The 23,375-nt window shown below is 68.3% G+C and carries 24 protein-coding genes and 3 tRNA genes; 11 read left to right on the top strand and 16 right to left on the bottom strand.

The window, feature by feature from the left end:
* Positions 1–25 precede the first annotated feature (25 nt).
* A complete protein-coding gene (locus BM345_RS01290) occupies positions 26–1,498 on the top strand; it encodes a TolC family outer membrane protein (RefSeq protein WP_093374713.1) in 1,473 nt (490 codons plus the stop codon).
* On the opposite strand, the gene BM345_RS01285 is transcribed toward BM345_RS01290, so the two are convergent.
* Both BM345_RS01285 and BM345_RS01280 read right to left on the bottom strand, forming a co-directional pair.
* Positions 1,467–2,831 (bottom strand): 3-deoxy-D-manno-octulosonic acid transferase, encoded by a 1,365-nt coding sequence (locus BM345_RS01285; RefSeq protein WP_093374711.1) that lies wholly within the window; start codon positions 2,829–2,831, stop codon positions 1,467–1,469. The two genes, BM345_RS01290 and BM345_RS01285, sit on opposite strands and share 32 nt — an antisense overlap.
* 135 nt (positions 2,832–2,966) lie before the next feature.
* Entirely contained in the window at positions 2,967–4,349 is a 1,383-nt protein-coding gene (locus tag BM345_RS01280) for a phosphomannomutase/phosphoglucomutase (RefSeq protein WP_093374709.1), read from the bottom strand.
* A 114-nt stretch (positions 4,350–4,463) separates the two neighbouring features.
* On the opposite strand from BM345_RS01280, the gene BM345_RS01275 reads away from it, so the two are divergent.
* Genes BM345_RS01275 through BM345_RS01255 form a run of 5 tightly spaced genes read left to right on the top strand, consistent with a single transcriptional unit; the run spans position 4,464 to position 9,544 of the window.
* Complete coding sequence (locus BM345_RS01275; RefSeq protein WP_093374707.1) at positions 4,464–6,008, top strand: Ada metal-binding domain-containing protein; 1,545 nt, start codon at positions 4,464–4,466, stop codon at positions 6,006–6,008.
* Positions 6,009–6,024: 16 nt separating this feature from the next.
* Positions 6,025–6,531 (top strand): methylated-DNA--[protein]-cysteine S-methyltransferase, encoded by a 507-nt coding sequence (locus BM345_RS01270; protein WP_093374705.1) that lies wholly within the window; start codon positions 6,025–6,027, stop codon positions 6,529–6,531.
* Complete coding sequence (locus tag BM345_RS01265) at positions 6,528–7,496, top strand: DMT family transporter (RefSeq protein WP_093374703.1); 969 nt, start codon at positions 6,528–6,530, stop codon at positions 7,494–7,496. The genes BM345_RS01270 and BM345_RS01265 overlap by 4 nt, the downstream gene beginning before the upstream one ends.
* A 54-nt stretch (positions 7,497–7,550) precedes the next feature.
* Positions 7,551–8,264 carry a c-type cytochrome gene (locus BM345_RS01260; protein WP_093375258.1) on the top strand — a complete coding sequence of 238 codons (714 nt, stop codon included), beginning with the start codon at positions 7,551–7,553 and terminating at the stop codon, positions 8,262–8,264.
* Between the two features lie 8 nt (positions 8,265–8,272).
* Complete coding sequence (locus BM345_RS01255; RefSeq protein WP_093375256.1) at positions 8,273–9,544, top strand: c-type cytochrome; 1,272 nt, start codon at positions 8,273–8,275, stop codon at positions 9,542–9,544.
* A gap of 13 nt (positions 9,545–9,557) precedes the next feature.
* Here the strand turns inward: BM345_RS01255 and BM345_RS01250 are convergent, their stop codons facing one another.
* The 10 genes from BM345_RS01250 to folC all read right to left on the bottom strand — a co-directional run bounded on the left by BM345_RS01250 (position 9,558) and on the right by folC (position 18,085).
* Positions 9,558–10,484 (bottom strand): cupin, encoded by a 927-nt coding sequence (locus BM345_RS01250; RefSeq protein ID WP_093374701.1) that lies wholly within the window; start codon positions 10,482–10,484, stop codon positions 9,558–9,560.
* Positions 10,485–10,791: 307 nt separating this feature from the next.
* Positions 10,792–10,868, bottom strand: a tRNA-Asp gene (locus BM345_RS01245).
* A 69-nt stretch (positions 10,869–10,937) separates the two neighbouring features.
* A tRNA-Glu gene (locus tag BM345_RS01240) sits at positions 10,938–11,013 on the bottom strand.
* Between the two features lie 48 nt (positions 11,014–11,061).
* A tRNA-Ala gene (locus BM345_RS01235) sits at positions 11,062–11,137 on the bottom strand.
* Between the two features lie 33 nt (positions 11,138–11,170).
* Entirely contained in the window at positions 11,171–12,571 is a 1,401-nt protein-coding gene (gene gltX, locus BM345_RS01230) for a glutamate--tRNA ligase (protein WP_093374699.1), read from the bottom strand.
* Positions 12,568–13,785 carry an O-succinylhomoserine sulfhydrylase gene (locus tag BM345_RS01225; protein WP_175544859.1) on the bottom strand — a complete coding sequence of 406 codons (1,218 nt, stop codon included), beginning with the start codon at positions 13,783–13,785 and terminating at the stop codon, positions 12,568–12,570. The genes gltX and BM345_RS01225 overlap by 4 nt, the downstream gene beginning before the upstream one ends.
* Positions 13,785–15,305, bottom strand: coding sequence for an amidophosphoribosyltransferase (gene purF, locus BM345_RS01220; RefSeq protein WP_093374697.1), 1,521 nt, complete (start codon positions 15,303–15,305; stop codon positions 13,785–13,787). Before purF ends, BM345_RS01225 begins: the two co-directional genes overlap by 1 nt.
* A gap of 12 nt (positions 15,306–15,317) precedes the next feature.
* Complete coding sequence (locus tag BM345_RS01215) at positions 15,318–15,803, bottom strand: CvpA family protein (protein WP_093374695.1); 486 nt, start codon at positions 15,801–15,803, stop codon at positions 15,318–15,320.
* A 15-nt stretch (positions 15,804–15,818) separates the two neighbouring features.
* Complete coding sequence (locus BM345_RS01210; RefSeq protein WP_093374693.1) at positions 15,819–16,694, bottom strand: SPOR domain-containing protein; 876 nt, start codon at positions 16,692–16,694, stop codon at positions 15,819–15,821.
* 95 nt (positions 16,695–16,789) lie between these two features.
* On the bottom strand, positions 16,790–18,085 hold the full coding sequence (gene folC, locus BM345_RS01205; protein ID WP_175544858.1) for a bifunctional tetrahydrofolate synthase/dihydrofolate synthase: 1,296 nt from the start codon (positions 18,083–18,085) through the stop codon (positions 16,790–16,792).
* Between the two features lie 49 nt (positions 18,086–18,134).
* Here folC and BM345_RS01200 point away from each other — a divergent pair, with 49 nt between their 5' ends.
* The 3 genes from BM345_RS01200 (at position 18,135) to BM345_RS01190 (ending at position 19,493) form a co-directional block, all read left to right on the top strand.
* On the top strand, positions 18,135–18,506 hold the full coding sequence (locus BM345_RS01200; protein ID WP_093374691.1) for an ArsC family reductase: 372 nt from the start codon (positions 18,135–18,137) through the stop codon (positions 18,504–18,506).
* A 90-nt stretch (positions 18,507–18,596) separates the two neighbouring features.
* A complete protein-coding gene (locus tag BM345_RS01195; RefSeq protein WP_093374689.1) occupies positions 18,597–19,142 on the top strand; it encodes a hypothetical protein in 546 nt (181 codons plus the stop codon).
* Between the two features lie 24 nt (positions 19,143–19,166).
* Positions 19,167–19,493: a pyrimidine/purine nucleoside phosphorylase gene (locus tag BM345_RS01190; protein WP_093374687.1), complete on the top strand. Its 327-nt coding sequence runs from the start codon at positions 19,167–19,169 to the stop codon at positions 19,491–19,493.
* 66 nt (positions 19,494–19,559) lie between these two features.
* Here BM345_RS01190 and murB read toward each other — a convergent pair whose 3' ends face one another.
* A complete protein-coding gene (murB, locus tag BM345_RS01185) occupies positions 19,560–20,612 on the bottom strand; it encodes a UDP-N-acetylmuramate dehydrogenase (protein WP_093374685.1) in 1,053 nt (350 codons plus the stop codon).
* A gap of 52 nt (positions 20,613–20,664) precedes the next feature.
* Here murB and BM345_RS01180 point away from each other — a divergent pair, with 52 nt between their 5' ends.
* On the top strand, positions 20,665–21,150 hold the full coding sequence (locus BM345_RS01180; RefSeq protein WP_093374683.1) for a YajQ family cyclic di-GMP-binding protein: 486 nt from the start codon (positions 20,665–20,667) through the stop codon (positions 21,148–21,150).
* A gap of 14 nt (positions 21,151–21,164) precedes the next feature.
* A complete protein-coding gene (locus BM345_RS01175) occupies positions 21,165–21,815 on the top strand; it encodes a retropepsin-like aspartic protease family protein (RefSeq protein WP_093374681.1) in 651 nt (216 codons plus the stop codon).
* Positions 21,816–21,831: 16 nt separating this feature from the next.
* Here BM345_RS01175 and BM345_RS01170 read toward each other — a convergent pair whose 3' ends face one another.
* From BM345_RS01170 to BM345_RS01160, 3 genes are read right to left on the bottom strand one after another with little or no spacing between them, the layout of a single operon-like run.
* Positions 21,832–22,185 (bottom strand): RidA family protein, encoded by a 354-nt coding sequence (locus BM345_RS01170; RefSeq protein WP_093374679.1) that lies wholly within the window; start codon positions 22,183–22,185, stop codon positions 21,832–21,834.
* A 2-nt stretch (positions 22,186–22,187) separates the two neighbouring features.
* Positions 22,188–22,844 (bottom strand): glycerol-3-phosphate 1-O-acyltransferase PlsY, encoded by a 657-nt coding sequence (gene plsY / locus BM345_RS01165; RefSeq protein ID WP_093374677.1) that lies wholly within the window; start codon positions 22,842–22,844, stop codon positions 22,188–22,190.
* A 35-nt stretch (positions 22,845–22,879) separates the two neighbouring features.
* Complete coding sequence (locus tag BM345_RS01160) at positions 22,880–23,371, bottom strand: aminoacyl-tRNA deacylase (protein ID WP_093374675.1); 492 nt, start codon at positions 23,369–23,371, stop codon at positions 22,880–22,882.
* Positions 23,372–23,375: the final 4 nt, after the last annotated feature.

Genomic DNA, 23,375 nt, shown 5'->3' with positions numbered 1-23,375 from the left:
TTCACCACTCCACAAGGACCCCTTCATGCCCAGGCTTCGGCTTGCACCACTCTGCTGCGCGTTGACCGCTGCCCTCGCCGCCTTCGCAGCACCCGTCCATGCCCAAAGCCTGATCGAACTCTACGACGCCGCCCGCGGCTACGACGCCACCTACCAGGGGGCCCGCTCGGCCTACGAGGCGGCCCTCGCGCGTGCTGCGCAGACCAAGGCCGGCATCCTGCCTTCGGTGGGCCTGTCGGCCAATGCCTCGCGCACCGAGCAGGAACTGCGGGTGGAGAACTTCGGCAGCACCAACCGCACGATCCCGCAGGAAAGCGCCGGCATCAACGCCACGCAGCCGCTGTACCGGCCTGCCAACTGGGCCACCTACGAGCAGGGCAAGCGCCAGGTCGACATCGCGCAGACGCAGCTGACGCTGGCCGACCAGGACCTGATCGTGCGCGTGAGCCAGGCCTATTTCGACGTGCTGGCCAGCCAGGATTCGCTGGCGCTGGTGCGGGCGCAGAAGGTCGCCACCAACGAGCAGCTGGCCTTTGCCAAGCGCAACTTCGAGGTGGGCACGGCCACCATCACCGACACCCGCGAAGCCCAGGCCCGCTACGACCTGGTGGTGGCGCAGGAGATCTCGGCGCTCAACGACCTGCAGATCAGGCGCATCGCGCTCGACCAGCTGGTGGGCCGGGTCAATGCCACGCCCATTCCGCTGGCCGCGCCGGTGGTGCTGCCGCCGCCGCCGACCGACGTGGACCAGTGGGTGCGCCAGGCCGAGGACGGCCACCCCTCCATCATCCAGGCGCAGCGCAACCTCGAGGTGGCGCACCTGGAGGTGGACAAGGCCCGCGCCGGCCACAAGCCCACGCTGGACGCGCAGCTGGGCTACAACGTCACCAACAACCCCAGCGGCACCACCACCAGCACCTCGCTGCAGGGCATCCGCGTGAACGCCGCCAGCATCGGCGTGGTGTTCAACCTGCCGCTGTTCGCGGGCTTCGCCACCGAGAACCGCATCAAGGAAACGCTGTCGCTGGAAGACCAGTCGCGCTCCCAGCTCGAGGCCACGCGCCGCAACGTCACGCAGGCCACCCGCACGGCCTACCTGGGCCTGGTTGCCGGCGCCGGCCAGGTGAAGGCGCTGGAAGCGGCCGAGGCCTCCAGCCAGAGCGCGCTGGACGCCAACCGCCTGGGCTACCAGGTGGGCGTGCGCATCAACATCGACGTGCTGAACTCGCAGAGCCAGCTGTTCCAGACGCGCCGCGACCTGGCCGCCGCGCGCTACAACGTGCTGATGGGCAACCTGCGACTGCGCCAGGCCAACGGCACTTTGGTCGAAAGCGACCTGCAGCCGATCAACGGCTCGCTGGCGGCGCCCGGCAATGCCGGCGCGAGCGCCTCGCCCGACCAGCCCTCGGCCGCCACGCAGAGTCCGGTGCCCGTGCCGCCGGCCAATGTGCAGCCGCCGACGGGCGTTACGCCGCCTCCGGTTCGCGCGCCTCGCTGAGCGAGGGCTCCGGCTGCCGCGCCAGCAACGTGCCGATGGCCGCTGCGGTGCGCGCCGCGGCGCCGCGGTGGGCCGACGAGAAGGTCAGCGCGGCCTGCACCATCGTGTTCTGCCGCACCGGGTCGGCCAGCAGGGTGAGCGCACCCACCACCGCCTCCTCCATGTCGTCCACGCGCATCGAGGCCCCGCCGGCCAGCGACAACTCGGCCGCTTCGGCGAAATTGAAGGTGGAGGGCCCCATGATGATCGGGCAGCCGCAGGCCGCGGCCTCGATCAGGTTCTGCCCGCCCAGCGGCTCGAAGCTGCCCCCCAGGAGCGCCACGTCGGCCAGGCCGTAATACAGCGCCATCTCGCCCAGCGAATCGCCCAGCCAGATCTCGGTGTCGCTGCCTTCCGCCGCCGCCTGGGCGCTGCGGCGGGCGCAGACGAAACCCTTGGACTCGATGAGCGACGCCACCTCGTCGAAGCGCTGCGGATGGCGCGGCACGATCATCCACTGCACCGACTGGATGGGCAGGTGCACCTTCTTGCCGGCCGCGGGCGACCAGCCCACCGGCGGCGAGTGCCGCAGGTGCTGCAAAACCTCCAGCAGCTGGCGCTCCTCGCCGTCGCGCGAGCTGGCGAACACCACCACCGGCTTGGGCAGCTTTTCGCGCAGGCGCGCGGAGCGGCCCAGCTGCAGCGAGTCGGGCGTGGCGTCGAACTTGAGGTTGCCGAACACGCCGTCGACCCGCGCGCCGGCCGACACCAGCCGGTGCGAATCGGCCTCGGTCTGCGCCCACACCGCGGCCAGCGAGGCATAGGTGGGCCGCGCAATCCACGCCAGGCGCTTGGCCGAGGCCAGCGACTTCTCGTTCAGCCGCGCGTTGGCCAGCACCAGTGGAATGCCGCGCCGCGCGCATTCGGCGGTGAGCACCGGCCAGATCTCGGTTTCCATCAGGATGCCGATGCGCGGGCGGAAGCGGTCGAGGAAGCGGCGCACCACCTCGGGCGTGTCCCAGGGCTGCCAGATCTGCAGGTCGTTGGGGCCCAGCAGGCGGGCACCTTCCTCGCGGCCGGTGGCAGTGCCGTTGGTGAGCAGCACGCGAAGCGAAGGGTCCTGGTGGCGCAGCGCATCGATGAGGATGCCGGCGGCACGGGTCTCGCCCAGCGACACGGCATGGATCCAGACCCAGCCGGTGCCGGAGATGGCTTCGTCGTAATGGCCGAAGCGCTCTTCCACCGCGATGGCGTAGCCCGGTTCGGCCACGGCGCGGCGTCGCAGCTTGCGTCGCAGCATCGGCTGCAGCAGCCAGGTGGCGGCGCCGTACAGGCGCAACAAGAGAGAATGCAAATCAGCGATCCATTGGGCTTCGCACGATGCCTTCCATGCCCCCGCATCGGGAGCAGCGGCGGACTCGGCCGGGCCGGGCCGCTGCCGCTGGAAGGAACTAGACGAAGCGAGATTCGGTAACGGCAGCCGCGTGCATCAGTGCGCGGCGGCGGCCAGCTTGGCGTCGGGCTTGACCGACTTCAGGAGTGCCAGCATGTCGTGCTCGATGCGGTCCAGCGCCGCCTGGGTCTGGCCCTCGAAGCGCAGCACCAGCACCGGCGTGGTGTTGGAGGCGCGGATCAGGCCGAAGCCGTCGGGCCAATCCACCCGAACGCCGTCGATGGTGAGCACCTTGGCCGGCGCAGCGAAGCTGGCCTTGCGGGTGAGCTCTTCCACCACCTGGTGCGGCTCGCCCTCGGCGCAGGCCACGTTGAGCTCAGGCGTGGAGAAGCTGGTGGGCAGCGCGTTGAGCACGTCGCTGGCATTGGGGCTCTTGCTCAGGATCTCCAGCAGGCGGCAGCCGGCATAGGTGCCGTCGTCGAAGCCGAACCAGCGCTCCTTGAAGAAGATGTGGCCGCTCATCTCGCCGCCCAGTGGCGAATTCACTTCGCGCATCTTGGCCTTGATGAGGGAGTGGCCGGTCTTGTAGATCACGGCCTCGCCGCCGGCCGCCTCGATGGCGGGCGCCAGGCGCTGCGAGCACTTCACGTCGTAGATGATCTTGCCGCCCGGCACGCGCGAGAGCACGTCCTTGGCGAACAGCATCATCTGGCGGTCGGGGAAGATGTTCTGGCCGTCCTTGGTGACGATGCCCAGGCGATCGCCGTCGCCGTCGAAGGCCAGGCCCAGCTCGGCATCGCCCTTCTGCAGCGCGGCGATCAGGTCGCGCAGGTTCTCGGGCTTGCTGGGGTCGGGATGGTGGTTGGGGAATTCGCCGTCCACCTCGCTGAACAGCTCGGTCACCTCGCAGCCCAGGGCGCGGAAGATGGCGGGGGCCGAGGCGCCGGCAATGCCGTTGCCGCAGTCCACCACGATCTTGAGCGGGCGGGCGAGCTTCACGTCGCCCACGATGCGCTTGGTGTAGTCGGCCAGCACGTCGACCTTGCGCACGCTGCCGCCTGCGGCCAGCGGGGCGCTGTCGTCTTCCATGACCTTGCGCAGGCCCTGGATCTCGTCGCCGTAGATGGCGCGGCCGGCCAGCACCATCTTGAAGCCGTTGTAGTCCTTGGGGTTGTGGCTGCCCGTGACCTGGATGCCGCTGGTGCACAGCGTGCTGGCGGCAAAGTAGAGCATGGGCGTGGTGACGGCGCCGACGTCGATCACCTCGACGCCGGTGGCCACCAGGCCGCGGATGAGGGCTTCGCTGATCTGGGGGCCGGACAGGCGGCCGTCGCGGCCCACGGCCACGCTCTTCTCGCCGGCGGCGCGGGCTGCGGCGCCGAAGGCCTTGCCAAGAGCCTCGGCCACCGTGGTGTCGAGCGTGCTCGGAACCACGCCGCGAATGTCGTAGGCCTTGAAGATGGAGGCGCTGAACTTCATGGTCACCCTGCTTCTTTAGTTTCAACTGAGGGACGTTCATTGTAGGCGCCGGGGTAGCGGCTCACATGTCCGAAAATGGCCAGTCCTGCAGGCCGATCGGCCTACCATCGACCCATGACCACCCCCGAACTCGAGAGCGACGCCTGCTACCTGGCCCTCAAGGCGCACGATGCACGATTCGACGGCAGTTTCTTCACCGCCGTGACCACCACCGGCATCTACTGCCGGCCGGTGTGCAAGGTGAAGACGCCGCGGCGCGAGAACTGCCGCTTCTTCCGCCACGCGGCCCAGGCCGAGGCGGCGGGATTCCGGCCCTGCCTGCGCTGCCGGCCCGAACTGGCCCCGCGTGCGGCCAGCTGGTCGACCCAGGATGCCTCGCGCATCCTGGCCCTGCAGGCGGCGCGGCTCATCGACGAACCCGATGCCTGGCCCGACGCGGCCGAGGGCGATGCGCCGGGCGCCGCCCGCATCGCGCAGCGCCTGGGCGTGAGCGACCGGCACCTGCGGCGCATCTTCGAGGCGCAATTTGGCGTTTCGCCGCTGCAGTACCTGCAGACGCGGCGCCTGCTGGCGGCCAAGCAGCTCATCGCCGACACGCAGCTGCCGATGACGCAGGTGGCGCTGGCCAGCGGCTTCGCCAGCGTACGGCGTTTCAACGCGGCCTTCATCGAGCACTACGGCCTCAACCCCAGCGCCATGCGCCGGGCAGGCGAGCACGAGAACGGCGCCGGCAGGCGGCAGGCCATCGAGGTGCGCATCGGCTACCGGCCGCCCTACGACCACGCGGCCATGATCGACTTCTTCGGCCGCCGGGCCCTGCGCGGCGTCGAGACGCCGTTGCCCGGCGCCAGGCCCGGTTACGCCCGCACCTTGCGCGTGACGCATGGCGGCGCCACCCACACCGGCTGGCTGCGCGTGGAGATCGACGTAGACCGCCAGCAGGCGCTGCTGCAGGTGAGCGAATCGCTGGCCGGCGTGCTGCCCATCGTGATCAGCCGCGTGCGCGGCATGCTGGACCTGGACGCCGAGCCCATGGCCATCAACGCCACGCTGCATGCCAGCTTCCCGCTGGGCGACGGCGTGCGCGTGCCCGGCACGGTGGATGGCTTCGAGCTGGCGGTGCGCGCCGTGCTGGGGCAGCAGATCACCGTGGCAGCGGCCCGCACGCTGGGTTCACGGCTGGTGGAAGCGCTGGGCGAGCCCATCGAGACGCCGATCGAGGGGCTGACCCGCCTGTTCCCGTCTCCGGCCGCGCTCGCCGACGCCGACCCCGACCTGCTCGGGCGCATGGGCATCGTGCGCCAGCGCCAGGGCGCGCTGCAGGCGCTGGCCCGCGAGACGCGCGACGGGCGCCTGCGTCTGCACGCCGGGGCCGACGTGCCCCTGACACTGCTCGCCCTGCAGGCCCTGCCCGGCATCGGCGACTGGACTGCCCAATACATCGCCATGCGCGCCCTGCGCTGGCCCGACGCCTTCCCCTCCGGCGACATCGCGCTGCAGAAGGCCCTGGGCGTGGGCGGCGCCAAGGCCGCGGCACAGGCTTCCCAGGCCTGGCAGCCCTGGCGCAGCTACGCGGTGCTGCGGGCCTGGCATACGCCACCCGCCGCCGCCACATCCAACCCCCAAGACGCGCCCCTCGCGGACGCGGTCACAACCTGAACGGAGAATCGAGATCATGAAATTCAACAAGAAGATTCCCATCTACACCCTACACATGGAGACCGTGCTGGGCGGCGTCACCCTGGCGGCCACCGACAACGGGCTGGCCGGCGTGTGGTTCGACGAGCAGCGCCATTCGCCCGACGCCAGCGGATGGATCCCTGCGCCGGAACATCCGGTGCTCGCCCAGGCCGCGATGCAGCTGTCGGCCTACTTCGAAGGCCGCCGCGACGACTTCGACGTGGCGCTGGACCTGTCGCATGGCACCGGCTTCCAGCAGGCCGTGTGGCAGGCGCTGCTTCGCATTCCGCGCGGCGGCACCACGAGCTACGGGCGGCTGGGCGCCGACATCGGCAAGCCGGCGGCGGTGCGCGCCGTGGGCGCGGCCGTGGGACGCAACCCGCTCAGCGTGGTGGTGCCCTGCCACCGCGTGGTGGGTTCGGACGGCTCGCTCACCGGCTACGCCGGCGGACTGGAGCGCAAGACCCGACTGCTGAAGCTGGAAGGGGCGGCGACGCGATGAGTGAAGGTGAATGCGCGCAGGCGCCCGTGACATCGGTGCCTGCGGCCTCGACGGAAAAGAAGAAGACGCCCGGCTGGGCCCTCGACCTGGTGCTGCTGGGCGCGCTTTGGGGCGCGTCCTTCCTGTTCATGCGCATCGGCGCCGCGGAGTTCGGCGCGGTGCCCACCGCCGGCGTGCGCGTGGGCATCGCCGCGCTGGTGCTGCTGCCGCTGATGTGGCTGCGCGGCCAGGCCGGCGACTTCGCGCGCCATTGGAAGGCGGCGATGCTGGTGGGCGTCTCGAACTCGGGGCTGCCCTTCGCGCTCTTCGCCTTTGCGCTGCTGAGCATCAACAGCGGCCTGGCGGCGGTGCTCAACGCCACGGTGCCGATGTTCGGCGCGCTCGTGGCCTGGGCCTGGTTCCGCGAACGGCCGGACAACTCCCGACTCGTCGGCCTGGGCATCGGCTTCGTCGGTGTGGCGCTGCTGGCGGGGCACAGCGCGGGCTTCAAGAGCGGCAGCGGCATCTCGCCGGTGTGGGCCGTGCTGGCCTGCCTGGGCGCGTGCCTCAGCTACGGCGTCTCGGCCAGTGCCACGCGGCGCTACCTGACCGGGGTGCCGGCCTTCGCCACCGCGGCAGGCAGCCAGCTGGGCGCCAGCCTGGCGCTGCTGCTGCCCACCTGGTACTTCTGGCCGGCGCAGATGCCCAGCACGCGTGCCTGGCTGGCGCTGCTGGCAGTGGGCGTGGCCTGCACGGGGCTGGCGTACGTGCTGTTCTTCCGGCTCATCGCAACGGCAGGGCCCCAGCGCGCGCTCACCGTGACCTTCCTGGTGCCGGTGTTCGCCGTCTTCTACGGCGCAATCTTCCTGGATGAGGAAATCACCACCTGGATGCTGATGTGCGCGCTGGTCATCGTCTGCGGCGTGGCGCTGTCGACGGGGCTGGTCAAGCTCGGCCGCAAGAAGGCGGCGGTCCCGGCGCCCTGAGTCAAATTGCCCTGCTCCACCGGGCGGGCAATTGTGGTCGAATGGTGTTCGATGATGAAGACGACGCCGTCCGTTCGACGCAATCTGCTCGCAGGCTTCGCCCTGGCGCTGGCGGGTTTCGGCGCCTGGGCCGCGGCCGTGCCGGACACCATCGAGCAGCGCGTGGCAGCGTGCATCGCCTGCCACGGCCGCGAGGGGTCGAGCACCGCGTCTGGCTATTTCCCGCGCCTCTCCGGCAAGCCCGCGGGCTATCTCTTCAACCAGCTGCAGAGCTTTCGCGACGGCCGGCGCTTCCAGACGGACATGGTCTACATGACGCGTCATCTTTCGGACGACTACCTGCGCGAGATCGCCGAGTACTTCGCCGGCGTCAACCTGCCCTACCCGCGCGTCAGCACGACCACCGATGCCAGTGCCGACATGCTGGAGCGCGGACGGCAGCTTGCGCAAAAAGGTGATTCGGCGCGCGGCATTCCGGCCTGCGTGGCCTGCCATGGCGGCGCCTTGATGGGCGTGCAGCCGGGCGTGCCGCCGCTCCTGGGGCTGCCCCGGCTGTACATCGCATCGCAGCTGGGCGCCTGGCTCACCGACGACCGGCATGCCCTGGCGCCGGACTGCATGACCGACGTGGGCCGCAAGCTCAACACCGCCGACATCAACGCGGTGGCCAGCTGGCTGGCGATCCAGCCGGTGCCCGCGAACACGAAGGCGGCCGCAGCGCCGCCGGCGCCGCTGCCGATGAAGTGCAGCGCCATGCCCAGAAGCTGATCCGATTCATGCTGCGACGCCTCCTCTTCGTTGTCATCGCGCTGGGCCTGCTGCTCGCCCTGGCGGCACTCGGGCTGGTGGCGATGAACCTGCGCGGCGAAGACAAGCTGCCGCCCACGCCTACGCCTTTCGAGGCCACGAAGGCCCTCGTGGAGCGCGGGCGCTACCTCGCGCTGGCCGGCAACTGCGCCGGCTGCCACACGGTGCGCGGCGGCGCGGCCTATGCCGGCGGCCTGGGCATCGGCACCCCCTTCGGCACCATCTACTCGAGCAACCTGACACCCGATGAAGCGCATGGCATCGGCAACTGGAGCGTGGACCACTTCTGGCGCGCGATGCACAACGGCCGCGCCAAGGACGGGCACCTTCTCTACCCCGCCTTTCCCTACCCCAGCTTCACCCGGATGACGCGCGAGGACTCGGACGCGCTCTACGCCTACCTGCGCACCGTGCCGCCCTCGGACCGGCCCGACACGCCGCATGCGCTGCGCTTTCCCTACAACACGCAGCTGGCCCTGGCCGTGTGGCGCGCCCTCTCGTTCAAGCCGGGCGTCTACGAGAAGGACGAATCGAAAAACGCCGAGTGGAATCGCGGCGCCTACCTGGTGCAAGGCGCGGCCCACTGCATCGCCTGCCATGGCGCACGCAATTCGCTGGGCGCCACGCTCGACGGCCGCGGCCTTTCCGGCGGCCTGATCCCCGGCGAGAACTGGTATGCGCCCGCGCTCAATTCATCCGCCGAAGCCGGCGTGGCCGACTGGGCGCCAGAGCAGATCGTGGGCCTGCTGAAGAACGGCACCTCGGCACGCGGCTCGGTGATGGGCCCGATGGCCGACGTGGTCTGGGGCAGCACGCAGCACCTGAGCGACGAGGACCTGAACGCGATCGCGCAGTACCTGCGGCAGCTTCCGCAGGCACCACCGCCGCCGCGGCCACCCGGTCCGCTGGCACGCGACCGGGCCGTGATGGCGCGCGGCAGCGCCATCTTCGACCAGCGCTGCGCCTATTGCCACGGCGAGAAGGGCGAAGGCGCGCCGGGCGCCTACCCGCCCCTGGCCGGCAATCGCATGGTGAACATGGAAACGCCGGCGAACCTCGTGCAGATCGTGCGGCATGGCGGCTTCCTGCCCGCCACGGCCGGCAATCCCCGGCCCTACGGCATGCCGCCCTTCGGCCCGGTGCTCGACGACCAGGACATCGCTGCCGTCCTCACCTTCGTGCGGGGCTCGTGGGGCAACGACGCGCCGCCGGTGAGCCTGGCCGACGCCATGCGGCGCTGACTCGGCAAACGGCTCAGTACGAACCGGGCGGCGGCGTGGCACCCAGGCGGCGATAGCGGGCTGCCGCCAGCCAGCGGCCCATGGGCGCCTTGATCGAGTCGGCTGCTATCGATTGCCCTGGGTATCCGGGCGCCATGCCCAGCCGGCGCAGGACGCGGTTGAACTGGTGCACGCGCGCCGTGCGCCGCGTCACCGAGGTGTAGAAATTGACGCCCAGAGAGATCGAGACGCCGTCACCTGGCGCCACCCAACTGGTGTCGGTTTTCGTCATATGCGGCGAAGTGCTGGGGAAATACACGCCGTCGCCCGGCCCGGTGTTGAACTCGTGGCTACGGACGCGGAAGGACTCCTGGTAAGGCACCTGCACGCCGCCGGCGATGAAGTCCTCGACCACCGGCGCAGGCACCACCTCGCGGTCGGTGTTGTCCCAGACGTTCATGGTCTTGCGCCCACGCAGTTGCAGCCAGAAATTGTTCTCTCGATCGATGTGGAAGGGCGTGACCGAAGGCGGCGCCGAGATGAAGATGAACCCGGTCACCAGGAAGATGCCGGGCTGCTCGGGCTCGATGACGGGCCGCAGGTCATCGACGATGCGCTGCAGCGCAGCCTGGTAGCGCGGATCGGTCTGCACGTTGTAGAGCGCCAGCCACGAGCCCGGCTCTTCGATGCGCTCGAAGACTTGGTCGATGGACAGGCCCTGTGGATGCTTCGAGTCGTGCGAGAAGGACGAGCCCTGCGTCGTGCCCGGCTTGATGAAGCGGCACTGGCCCGAGTCCATCAGGCTGTTCGCCAGTTCCTGCAGCGCGGGCAGCTGGAACAGCGGATGCTGGTCGATGTTGTGCCGCAGCGGACTCAATCTGCGCGTGCTGAAGCTGGCCGGGTCGGCCGGCCAAACGCGATAAGTCGACGAGCCCATCTGTTCGGCGTCCATGCTCTTCATTGGCCCTGCTCCTCGGTGCCGTCGACCCAGCCGACCTGCACGCGTGTGATGTTGATGTCGTTAGTACCAAGGTATCACTTCTGTCACCAAATGAAAACCGGGCCAACGATATAGGTCGAATTCGACGCGCGACGCAAGGACACCGCCGGACGCAGCAATTGGGTGACTGAAGGAGAAATGGAGCGCGTCGGCCTATTCGCTGACTGCGAGAGCGGCGCAAATTGGCAATCAATAGGCCAATGACGGGCGCAAAAACACAAAAGGCTGCAATCCTTCGATTGCAGCCTTTTGATTTCCCTGAGGAATTTGGCGGAGTGGACGGGACTCGAACCCGCGACCCCCGGCGTGACAGGCCGGTATTCTAACCAACTGAACTACCACTCCTGGTAGCCAACGTTTGCTCCTTGCGGAACTGAGTGTTGACGACTCATGCCTGCTTCACCGAAGTAAAACTGGCGACCCTACGGGGATTCGAACCCCGGTAGCCACCGTGAAAGGGTGGTGTCCTAGGCCTCTAGACGATAGGGTCATAACCTTGGACTTTGCTGCATTCGCAGCGCGTACCTTCTCGACACTTTGGTGGAGGTAAGCGGGATCGAACCGCTGACCTCTTGCATGCCATGCAAGCGCTCTCCCAGCTGAGCTATACCCCCTTGGGTGTCGAGCCTCAGATTATAGCTCGAAATTTACGCCGTTTTCAATCGCTCAATAACTTTTTCGCGAGAGAAGTTGGCGAGCACCGCATCGAGCGAAGGTGTCTGGGGTGTTCCCATCACCAGCACTCGCACTGGCATCGCCAGCGCGGGCATCTTCAAGCCATGTTCCGAAAGGACTTCCTTGATTGCCGAAGCAATCGCTGGTTTGTCCCAAGCAACGCCAGCGAGTTTAACAGCAAGAGAGGCGATCGCCGGCTTCACTGCATCAGAAATATGCTGTGCGCGATCGGCATCGCTGGGCGTGATGTCGGTGTAATAAGGCGCGATCCAATCAGCGAGCGCAACGATGGTGTCGCAGCGGTCCTTGAACAGGCCGCAGATGGATGCGAGACGTTCGTCGACTGCAATGCCGCGCTTGCCCAACTGCGCTGCGACAAGAGGCGCAAGCGCATCGTCGGCCATCGCCTTCAGGTGCTGCGCGTTGACCCAGCGCAGCTTCGTCTCGTCGAACTGCGCGGCGCTGCGGCCGAGGTGGTCGAGGTTGAACCACTCGATGAACTGCGCGCGCGAAAAGATCTCGTCGTCGCCGTGGCTCCAGCCCAGGCGCGCGAGGTAGTTCACCATCGCATCGGGCAAGAAGCCCTCGTCGCGGTATTGCGTGACGGGCTTGGCGCCGTGGCGCTTGCTCATCTTCTCGCCCTGCTCGTTGAGCACGGTGGGCAGGTGCGCATACACCGGCGGCTCCTTGCCGAGCGCGCGGAAGATGTTGATCTGGCGCGGCGTGTTGTTCACGTGGTCGTCGCCGCGGATCACGTGCGTGATCGCCATGTCGATGTCGTCGACCACCACGCAGAAGTTGTACGTGGGCGTGCCGTCGGGGCGCGCGATCACCAGGTCGTCGAGCTCCTCGTTGCTCACCTCGATGCGGCCCTTGACCTTGTCGTCCCACGCCACCGCGCCGTCCTGCGGATTGCGGAAGCGCAGCACCGGCTTCACGCCCTCGGGGACTTGCGGCAGCGTCTTGCCCGGCTCGGGACGCCAGGTGCCGTCGTAGCGCGGCTTCTGTTTGGCGGCCATCTGGCGCTCGCGCAGCGCATCGAGTTCTTCCACGCTCATGTAGCAGGGATAGACCAGGCCCTGCTGCTGCATCTGCGCCAGCACTTCCTTGTAGCGGTCCATGCGCTGCATCTGGTAGAACGGACCTTCGTCATGGTCCAGGCCCAGCCAGGCCATGCCTTCGATGATGACGTCGACGGCCGCCTGGGTCGACCGCTCCACGTCGGTGTCCTCGATGCGCAGGATGAAGTCGCCGCCGGTCGAGCGCGCGAAAGCCCACGGGTACAGCGCCGAGCGGATGTTGCCCAGGTGGATGAAGCCCGTCGGCGAAGGCGCGAAGCGGGTGCGGGTCTTTTGGCTTGTTGTCGTTGTCATGAGGTCAGCGAGGCAAGGCCGCGCATCAGGTCGTCCTGGATGTCTTCGTGGTGCTCCAGGCCCACCGCGACGCGGATGGTGCCCTGGGTGATGCCGGCCGCCTGGCGCTGCGCTTCGGTGAGGCGGCCGTGAGACGTGGTGGCCGGGTGGCTGATGATGGTCTTGGTGTCGCCCAGGTTGGTGGCGATGCTCATCACGCGGCAGCTGTCGATCACGTGGAAGGCCTTGGCGCGCTCGGCCTCGGGGCTGTCGCCCTTGAGCACGAAGGTCAGCACGCCGCCGCCCAGGCCGCTCTGCTGGCGCATGGCCAGTTCATGCTGCGGATGCGATGGCAGGCCGGGGTAGAACACGCGGCCCACCTGCGGCTTTTCCTCGAGCCAGCGCGCGATGGTCAGCGCGTTGTCGCACTGTGCCTTCACGCGCACGCCCAGCGTCTCCATGCCCTTGAGCACCACCCAGGCGTTGAAGGGCGAGAGCACCATGCCGGCGGTGCGCACGATGGGCGCGAACTTCTCGGTGATGAGCTGCCGGCTGCCGCAAAGCGCACCGGCCATGACCCTGCCCTGCCCGTCCAGGTACTTGGTGCCCGAGTGCATGACGACGTCCGCGCCCAGTTGCGTGGGCTTCTGCAGCATGGGCGTGGCGAAGGCGTTGTCCACCGCCAGCAGCGCGCCGGCGCCGTGGGCCATCTCGGCCAGCGCCGCGATGTCGCATACCTCGGTGAGCGGATTGGTAGGCGTCTCGGCAAAGAGCAGCTTCGTGTTGGGCTTGAGCGCGGCGCGCCACTCGTCCACGTCGGTCTGCGAGACGAAGGTGGTCTCGACGCCGAACTTGCCGAACTCCTTGGCGAACAGGTTCAGCGTGGAGCCGAACATGGAGCGCGAGAGGATGACGTGGTCACCCGCCTTGAGCAGGCCCATGATCATCATGAGGATGGCGCCCATGCCGCTGGACGCGCCGATGGCGGCCTCGGTGCCTTCCAGTGCCGCCAGCCGCTTCTCGAAAGCGGTGACGGTGGGATTGGAGGTGCGCGCGTAGGTGTAGCCCTCGCCGCTCGCGAAGCGCTCGGCCGAGGTGGCGGCGTCGGGCTGCACGAAGCCGCTGGTGAGGTACAGCGCCTCCGAGTTCTCGCCGTACTGGCTGCGCTCGATGGCGGTGCGCACCGCCAGCGTCTCGGGGCGCAGGCCCTCGGGCAGTGATTTTTCCGTGGCCATCAGCCCTCCGTCATGTTGGGCAGTGCCAGTCGCGAGGAATCCTCTTCGGTCTCCTCGATGCGCGGGCGGTTGTTGTTCATGCGGACGATGGCATCGGTGTCGATGTCGCCGGTGATGTAGACACCGTCGAAGCAGGACGCATCGAAGCCGTCCAGCTTGCGCTTCGAGGAAGGCGACAGCGCCTTGGCGACGGCCTGCTTCATCGCGTCCACGTCCTGGTAGATCAGCGCATCGCAGCCGATGAGTTCGCGGATTTCTTCCACGGTGCGTCCGTGCGCCACCAGCTCGTCCTTGGTGGGCATGTCGATGCCGTACACGTTCGGGAAGCGCACCGGCGGCGCGGCGCTGGCCAGGTACACCTTGCGGGCACCGGCGTCGCGCGCCATCTGCACGATCTCGCGGCTGGTGGTGCCGCGCACGATGGAGTCGTCCACCAGCAGCACGTTGCGGCCCTTGAACTCGCTGGCGATCACGTTGAGCTTCTGGCGCACCGACTTCTTGCGCACGCCCTGGCCCGGCATGATGAAGGTGCGGCCCACGTAGCGGTTCTTCACGAAGCCTTCGCGGTACTGGACGCCCAGCAGGTGCGCCAGCTGGGTGGCGCTGGGGCGGCTCGATTCGGGGATCGGGATGATCACGTCGATGTCGTTCGGCGGCACGGTGGAGACCACGCGCTTGGCCAGCGTCTCGCCCAGGTTCAGGCGTGCCTGGTAGACCGAGATGCCGTCCATGCTCGAATCCGGGCGCGCCAGGTAGACGAACTCGAAGATGCAGGGGTTGAGCGTGGCGCCTTCTGCGCACTGCATCGAATGCACTTGGCCCTGCAGGTCGATGAACACCGCTTCGCCGGGGTTGATGTCGCGTTCGAACACAAAGCCCGAGCCTTCCAGCGCCACCGATTCGCTGGCCAGCATCACGGTGCCGTCGGCCGAGCGGCCCATGCACAGCGGTCGGATGCCGTAGGGGTCGCGGAAGCCCAGCAGGCCGTGGCCGGCGATGAGCGAGATGACCGAGTAGGAGCCGCGGATGCGCTTGTGCACGTTGCGCACCGCTTCGAACACCTCGTTGGAATGCAGCGGCACGCCGCGCGTGGAGCGTTCCAGCTCGTGCGCCAGCACGTTGAGCAGCACTTCGGAGTCGCTCTCGGTGTTGGTGTGGCGGTGATCGGTGGAGAACAGCTCGGCGCGCAGCGCGTGCGCGTTGGTGAGGTTGCCGTTGTGCACCAGCACCAGGCCGAAGGGTGCGTTGACGTAGAAGGGCTGCGCCTCTTCCTCGCTGTAGGCGTTGCCGGCGGTCGGGTAGCGCACCTGGCCCAGGCCCACGGCGCCCGGCAGCGCGCGCATGTTGCGGGTGCGGAACACGTCGCGCACCATGCCCTTGGCCTTGTGCATGAAGAACTTGCGCTCCTGCAGGGTGACCATGCCGGCCGCGTCCTGGCCGCGGTGCTGCAGCAGCAGCATGGCGTCATAGAGCAGTTGGTTCACTGGGGTGCTGCTGACAACACCGACGATTCCACACATGAAGCGTTCCTCTCAGGGCAAAAAGCTTGCCAGTTTCTCGGGCAGCGCCGGCTTGGCGTTCTGCAATGTCGTATCCAGGATGGCGGCGCTGTACGTGCCCCGCCACCAGTCGTTCTCGTTCAGCGAAAAAAGATGCACCACCACGGCCAGCACCAGCAGCGTCAACGCGCCGCGCGCCAGACCGAACACGGCCCCCAGCGTGCGATCCACAGGCCGCAGGCCCGCCGCCTTGACCAGCGCGCGGATCAGGCTGGCCACCAGTCCCACCCCGAATGCCACCACCACGAAGATCAACACGAAGGCCGCCGGATAGCGCCATGCTGCGTCCGGCTCGCCCACCGGCAGCCAGGCCGCCAGGGGCGTCGCGAACCACTGCGCCATCGCAAAGGCGGCGATCCAGCCCATCAGCGTGATCACCTCGAACAACAGGCCGCGCCAGACGCCGATCAGCATCGAGGCCCCGAGCACGGCAATCGCAATCCAGTCCAGCGGGGCCACGGCCTGGGCGACCCGCTACAGCGTGAGAACGGCTGCCGGCAACGCCAGTTCCTTGACCTTGCCCGCCGCCTTGTCGGCATCGGCGCGCGAGGCGAAGGGCCCCACGCGCACGCGGGTGCGCTCGCCGTCGGAAGTCTTCGCCACGTTGGTATAGGTCTTCAGGCCCGCCTTTTCCAGCTTCTGGCGCACTTCGCGCGCCTTGGCCGCATCGGCGAAGGCACCCACCTGCACCACGAAGCGGCCGGCGTCGGCCGCAGCCGGCTGCGCGCCACCGCCGTCGAGCAGCGCACGGGCACGCACACCGTCGTCGCTGGCCGCGGGCTTGGTGGCGGGCTTGGCGTCGGCAGTCTTGGGCTCGGCTTTGGCCTCGGGCTTGTGTTCCGGCTTCGGCTCGGGCTTCGGCTCGGGCTTCGGCGCAGGCTTGGCCTCAGGCTTTGCTTCGGGCTTGGGCGTCGGCTTCGCCTCGGCCCTGGGCGGATCGGCGACGGGCGCCTGCGCGGTGACCTCGCTGCCGTCCGCGCGTTCGGTGATCACGCTGGCCGATGACGCGGAATTGGTGTTGCTGCTGCTCTCGGGTTTCGCAGCCGCCTCGGGCTTGGCCGCGGCCTCCGGCTTGGTGGCGCCGGGCGCAGGCGCGGCCGGCACCGCCAGGGGCTTGGCCTTGTTGCGGTCGGGGATGTCGATGGGGATGTCACTGGACACGGGCCGCGGCTGCGTGTCGAACAGCAAGGGGAAGCCCACCACGCCCACCAGCACCAGCACGGCGGCGCCCAGCAGGCGATGGCGTGCGCGGCGGCGCATCGATTCCACGCTTTCTGCCGGTGCCGCCACCGGTGCGTTGCGTGTTTCGTTGCCCTGTTGGCCTGCCGAGCGGAACTTGAAAAACGCCATCTTGAACGTCGATCCTGAAGGTGCGAGATGTGGAGCCGAGGCCCAAAACTCAAGGGGCCCCACGGGCCCCTGGCATATCGGCCCGGCTCTACGGGTCAGGCGTCCGGAAGCAGGTGTTTTGCTTGCAGACGGGGCGTTCCGTGCTCCAGCACGCCACCCACCGTGAAGAACGATCCGAAGACCACGATTCTATCAGCCGGGTCCGAGGCGGCGACGGCCGCGTCCAGGGCGGCCTGGGGCGACGGATGGGTACTTTCGCTCACGTCCTTGCGGGTGTTCTGCGCGCGCCATTGCGTGGCCAGGTCGGCGGCGCGCGCCGCGCGCGGCGTGGGCAGGTCGCAAAAGTACCAGCGGTCGACCATGGGGCCGATGCGCGCGAGGATCGGGGCCAGGTCCTTGTCGGCCATCACGCCGAACACCCCGTGCGTGGTGGGATAGAAGCCCATCGCGTCCAGGTTCTCGGCCAGCGCCGCCACGGCGTGGCCGTTGTGCGCCACGTCCAGCACCAGGGTGGGCTGGCCGGGCACGATCTGGAACCGCCCCGGCAGCTCGACCATGGCCAGGCCCACGCGCACCGCCTGCGCGGTGATGGGCAGCTGCTGCCGCAGCGACTCCAGCGCGGCCAGCACGCCGGCCGCGTTGATGAGCTGGTTGGCCCCGCGCAGCGCCGGATAGGCCAGCCCGCTGTAGCGCCGCCCGCGGCCGGCCCAGCCCCACTGCAGCTTGTCGCCCGACACGTTGAAGTCGTGCCCGAAGCGCCACAGCTCGGCGCCGATCTCCTTGGCGCGGTCGAGCACGCTTTGCGGTGGCACCGGGTCGCTGACGATGGCCGGGCGGCCGGTGCGCATGATGCCGGCCTTCTCGTAGCCGATGGACTCGCGGTCCGGGCCGAGAAAGTCCATGTGGTCCAGGTCCACGCTGGTGATGACGGCGCAGTCGGGGTCGATGATGTTCACCGCATCCAGCCGGCCGCCCAGGCCCACCTCGAGGATGGCGACGTCGAGCTTCTGAGCCGCCATGCAGCGCAGGATGGCCAGGGTGGTGAATTCGAAGTAGGTCAGCGAGACGCCGTCCCGGGCCGCCTCCACGGCCTCGAAGTGCGGCACCAGGGCCTGCCCTTCGACCGACTGGCCCGACAGGCGCAGCCGCTCCTCGAAATGAACCAGGTGCGGGGAGCTGTAGACGCCGGTGCGGTAGCCGGCGTTCATCAGGATCGATTCCAGCATGGCGCAGGTCGAGCCCTTGCCGTTGGTTCCGGCCACGGTGATCACCGGGCATGTGAAGGCCAGGCCGAGCCGCTGTGCCACTTCGCGCACGCGGTCCAGGCCCAGCTCGATGTTCTTGGTGTGCAGTCGCTCGGCGTGAGCGAGCCAGTCTTCGAGGGTTTGCATGGAGCCTTCGATTGTCGCCGACGGCGGGCAACGGCATGATGGGCGGCCTATGAGCACCACTGTCTACGGCATTCCCAATTGCGACACCGTCAAGCGCGCCCGCACCTGGCTGGACGAGCACGGCGTCCCCTACACCTTCCACGACTTCAAGAAGCAGGGCGTGCCCGGGCCCGAGCTGGACCGCTGGCTGGCCTCGGCCGGGTGGGAGGCGGTGGTGAACCGCCGCGGCACAACCTGGCGCCAGCTGGACGAGAAGACCCGCGATTCGGTGGTCGACAACGCCTCTGCCCGGCCGGTGCTGATGGCCAACCCCAGCCTGATAAAGCGCCCGGTCGTCCAGTGGCCCGCCAAGGCCCGTGCCGAAGCCACCCTGGGCTTTGATGCCCAGGCCTGGGAGCCGCTGGCTGCAGAGGCGAGGTAAAGAGCTGAACCCGGTACGCCAAAACCCCTCCAACAGCGTTGTGGGAGGCACGAGGCGCATGCGTGCCCACCGAGAAAAGAGGACCTTCAAATGATCAACAACAGGATTTCTTCGCTGGCATTGGCAGCGCTGGCGCTGGCCGGAGGCGGCCAGGCCTGGGCCCAGCAGCAGAGCGACCAGCCGGATTCAGTCCGGGTGGTCGCAAGCAGCCCTGTGCGCAACCCGGACGGCAGCACCTCCTACTCTGTCACCTACGAGTACGCAGGCCGCACCTACACCACCCGCACCGACAGCCCGCCGGGCAGCTACATCCACGTGCAGGTCACGCCCATGGGCGTGATGTCGCAGGCGCCCTACGGCAACCAGGACGCACCGCCGCCCGGGTCATCGAACGATGGCGGCAGCGAACCCTGGCGAAATGTCGCGCCCGAGCAGGGCGTGGTGCTGTCGGGCAGCAGCGGCGGCGCGGTGATGCCGGCCCCGGTGTATGCCGCCCCGCCAGTGGTCTATGCGCCTGCACCGGTGTATGCGCCGGGGTATGGCTACGGCTACGGCTATCCCTACGCCTATCCGCCCGTCGGCGTGAACCTGAACCTGGGCTACACCTACTTCAAGGGCGGCCGCGGCTGGCGCTGAAACGGCCCACCTAGAATCGCGGGCATGAGCACCCCTTCCAACACCCTGAGCAACGTGAGCGTGGCCACCAAGGCCAACGTGTATTTCGACGGCAAGTGCGTGAGCCACAGCCTCACCCTGGCCGACGGCACCAAGAAGTCGGTCGGCGTGATCCTGCCCGCCACCCTCACCTTCAACACCGGCGCGCCGGAGATCATGGAAGGCACGGCTGGCAGCTGCGAATACCAGCTGGCCGGCAGCAGCGAGTGGCTGCGTTCGGGCGCGGGCGAGAAGTTCAGCGTGCCGGGCGACTCCAGCTTCCAGATCCGCGTTACCGGCGAGCCCTACAGCTACATCTGTCACTTTGGCTGATCCGGCCCGGACCGATGAACAGAAAAGCCACCCACGGGTGGCTTTTTCATTGGAAACGCGGGCGCTTCAGACCACCACCGGCTCGGGCTCCAGCCGGATGCCGAAGCGCTCGTACACGCTGGTCTGGATGGCCTTGGCGAGCGTCATCACCTCGCCGCCCGTCACAGGGTTCTGGTTGCCGCCGCGGTTGACCAGCACCAGCGCCTGCTTCTCGTACACGCCGGCATTGCCCACCGACTTGCCCTTCCAGCCGCAGGCGTCGATCAGCCAGCCGGCCGCCAGCTTGATGCTGCCGTCGTCCATGGGGTAGTGAACGATCTTCGGGTCGCGCGCGATGATGTCCGCGCACTGCTCGGGCGTGACCGTCGGGTTCTTGAAGAAACTGCCCGCATTGCCGAGAACCCGCCAGTCCGGCAGCTTGGCGCGGCGGATGGCGACGATCCAGTCGAAGATCTGCTGCGGGCTGGGCGAGGCGATGCCCGTCTCGGCCATCTTGCGTTCCAGGTCCAGGTAGCCCAGCACCGGCTTCCAGGGCCGCGGCAGCCGGAAGCGCACCCGGGTGATGAGCGCCCGCCCCGCCAGGCCCAGGCCGTTGGGCCCGGTGCTGCTGTGCTTGAACACCGAATCGCGGTAGCCGAAGGCGCACTGCGCGGCGTCCAGGGTGAAAGGCTGGCCGGTCTGCAGGTCGATGCCGTCCAGCGACTCGAAGCGGTCCTGCAGTTCGACGCCGTAGGCGCCGATGTTCTGCACCGGCGCCCCGCCCACGGTGCCGGGGATCAGCGCCATGTTCTCCAGCCCCGGCAGGCCCTGCGCCAGCATCCACTGCACGGTGTCGTGCCAGACCTCGCCGGCGCCCACCTCCACGATCCAGGCGCGTTCGGTGGTCTCCACCAGCCGGCGGCCGGGAATCTCGACCTTGAGCACCAGCGACTTGACGTCGCCCGTGAGCACGATGTTGCTGCCGCCACCCAGCACGAATTTGGGCGCATCGCGCCATTGCGGGTCGGCCAGCACCGCGGCGACGTCGGCCTCGCCGTGCACGCGCACCAGTTGCTGCGCGCGCGCCACGATGCCGAAGCTGTTGTAGGGTTGCAGCGGGACGTTTTGCTCCACGATCATGGGAGAATTGTCGCATCCAACAACTACGAGCAAGTCCGCCGGAGAGTTTCCCATGCCGTCTTTCGATACCGTCTGCGAACCCAACCTGCCGGAGGTCAAGAACGCCGTCGACAACACCTCCAAGGAGATTGCGACCCGCTTCGATTTCAAGGGCACGTCCGCTTCGGTCGAGCTCAAGGAAAAGGAAATCACCCTGATCGGCGACGCCGAGTTCCAACTGGTGCAGATCGAGGAAATCCTGCACAACAAGCTCACCAAGCGCAGCGTGGACGTGCGCTTCCTGGACAAGGGCACGGTGCAGAAGATCGGCGGCGACAAGGTCAAGCAGGTCGTGAAGGTCAAGAGCGGCATCGAGTCCGAGGACGCCAAGAAGATCACCCGCCTCATCAAGGACAGCAAGCTCAAGGTGCAGGCCGCCATCCAGGGCGATGCGGTGCGCGTCACCGGCGCCAAGCGGGACGATCTTCAGGCCGCCATGGCGCTGATCCGCAAGGACGTGCCGGACATGCCGCTGTCCTTCAACAACTTCCGCGACTGAGCACAGCCCGACCGATGCGCCCCGCCCTTCCGCTCCTGGCCACGCTTTCCATCCTGGCCATGGCGGCCGGCGTGGCGCATGCCGAATCGGTGATGCTCACCGGCACCATCGGCAACCGCGCGATCCTCATCGTCGACGGCGGCGCGCCGCGTACCGTGGCGCCCGGCGAAAAGCTGGGCAGCGTCAAGCTGGTTTCGGTGCAGGGCGATGCGGCGGTGGTCGAGGTCGGCGGCCAGCGCAGCACCCTGCGCATGGACCAGCCGGTGAGCGTGGGCGGCGGGGGCGGCGGCGCCAACGGCACCCGCATCGTGCTGCCGGCCGGCAGCGGCGGGCACTTCATGACCCTGGGCGCCATCAACGGCCGCTCGGTCAACTTCATGGTCGACACCGGCGCCACCTCGGTGGCCATCTCGGCGGCCGACGCGCAGCGCATCGGCCTCGACTACAAGAAGGGCCAGCCGGTGCAGATCAACACGGCCAACGGCGTGACGGCCGGCTACCGCGTCAAGCTCAACTCGGTGCGGGTGGGCGACGTGGAGGTGTACGAGGTCGACGCCGTCGTGTCCGAACAGCCCATGCCCTTCGTGCTGCTGGGCAACAGCTTCATCAACCGCTTCTCGATGCAGCGCGAAGGCGACCAGATGGTGCTGCAGAAGCGCTACTGAAAGCGCGCCGCGCGCCTCAGAGCTGCGCGGCGGTCACCACGATCTCGATGCGGTAGCCGTCCTTGGCCATCAGCGCCTGAACGGTGGCGCGCGGCGGCGTGTTGCCGGCCGGGATCCAGGCATCCCACACCTCATTCATCGCGCCGATCTCGGAAATGTCCTTGAGGAAGATCTGCGTCATGAGGATGCGCGACTTGTCGCTGCCCGCTTCCTTCAGCAGGCGCTCGACCATGCCCAGCACCTCGGCGGTCTGGCCCTTGATGTCCTTCGTGAGGTCGTCCGGCACCTGGCCGGCGAGGTAGACGGTGCCGTTGTGCACCGCGGTCTCGGACAAACGCGGGCCTACGTGAAAGCGCTGGATGCTGCCCATGATCAGTTTCCTTCGGCGTTCTTGGGCGCGGACTTGGCACCCAGCTTCGATTCGGTACCGGCCAGCAGCCGGCGGATGTTCTCGCGATGCCGCCACACCAGCAGCAGGCTCATGACGGACAGCGCCACCAGGGCGGTGGCATCCAGTGGCCAGGCGATGTTGCCGCCCAGCAGGTAGTAGGCCGGCGCGAAGAAGGCGGACACCAGCGAAGCCAGCGAGGAGTAGCGGAAGAACACCGCGATGATCAGCCAGGTGAGCCCCGTGGCCAGCCCCAGCAGCGGCGCGAAGCCCAGCAGCACGCCGGCCGCCGTCGCCACGCCCTTGCCGCCCTGGAAGCGGAAGAAGACCGGGTACAGGTGCCCCAGGAAGGCCGCCAGGCCCGCGAGCGCCGCGGTGTCCAGGCCCATGCCGGCATGCGCGCCGAACTGCACGATCAGGAAGACCGGCAGCCAGCCCTTGATGGCGTCCAGCAGCAGCGTCGCCAGCGCGGCGCCCTTGCGGCCCGATCGCAGCACGTTGGTTGCGCCCGGGTTCTTGCTGCCGTAGCTGCGCGGGTCGTCCATGCCCAGCACCTTGCTCACGATGACCGCGAAGGACAGCGAGCCCACCAGGTAGGACGCCAGGATGGCAAGCAGGGACGAAGGGGCGAGAAAGCTCAAGGCAGGCTCCGGGGCCGGATTGAAGACGAAGGCGGCTATTCTGCCAGCGCGCACTGCACCGGCTTCGCCCCCAGCAGGCGCACGCAAACCTGCGGATCGATGCCCACCAGGTAGCCACGCCGTCCGCCGTTGATGGCGATGCGCGGCAGCTCCAGGATGGTCGACTCGATGTACACCGGCATCTCGCGCCGAGTGGCGAAAGGCGAGGTGCCGCCCACCAGGTAGCCGCTGTGCCGGTTGGCCACCTCGGGCTTGCACGGCTCCACCGACTTGGCGCCGATCTGCCGCGCCAGGTTCTTGGTCGACACCGTGCGGTTGCCGTGCATCAGCACGAGCAGCGGCTTGGCGTCCTGGTCCTGCATGACGAGGGTCTTGACCACGGTGAAGGGGTCGAAGCCCAGCACCTGCGCGCTGTGCTGCGCCCCGCCGTGCTCGAGGTACTCGTAGGGATGCTCGGTGAATTCCACCCCGTGCTCGCGCAGCATCTGCGTGGCCGGGGTCTCCGAGACATGCGCCTTCTTGCCCATGCGC

Origin of the sequence: Variovorax sp. OV329 (assembly GCF_900114785.1) — a bacterium.
In the GTDB taxonomy this organism is placed as follows: Bacteria; Pseudomonadota; Gammaproteobacteria; order Burkholderiales; family Burkholderiaceae_C; genus Variovorax.
The sequence above is the reverse complement of the archived record's forward strand: the minus strand, read 5'-3'. Positions and strand labels throughout refer to the sequence as shown.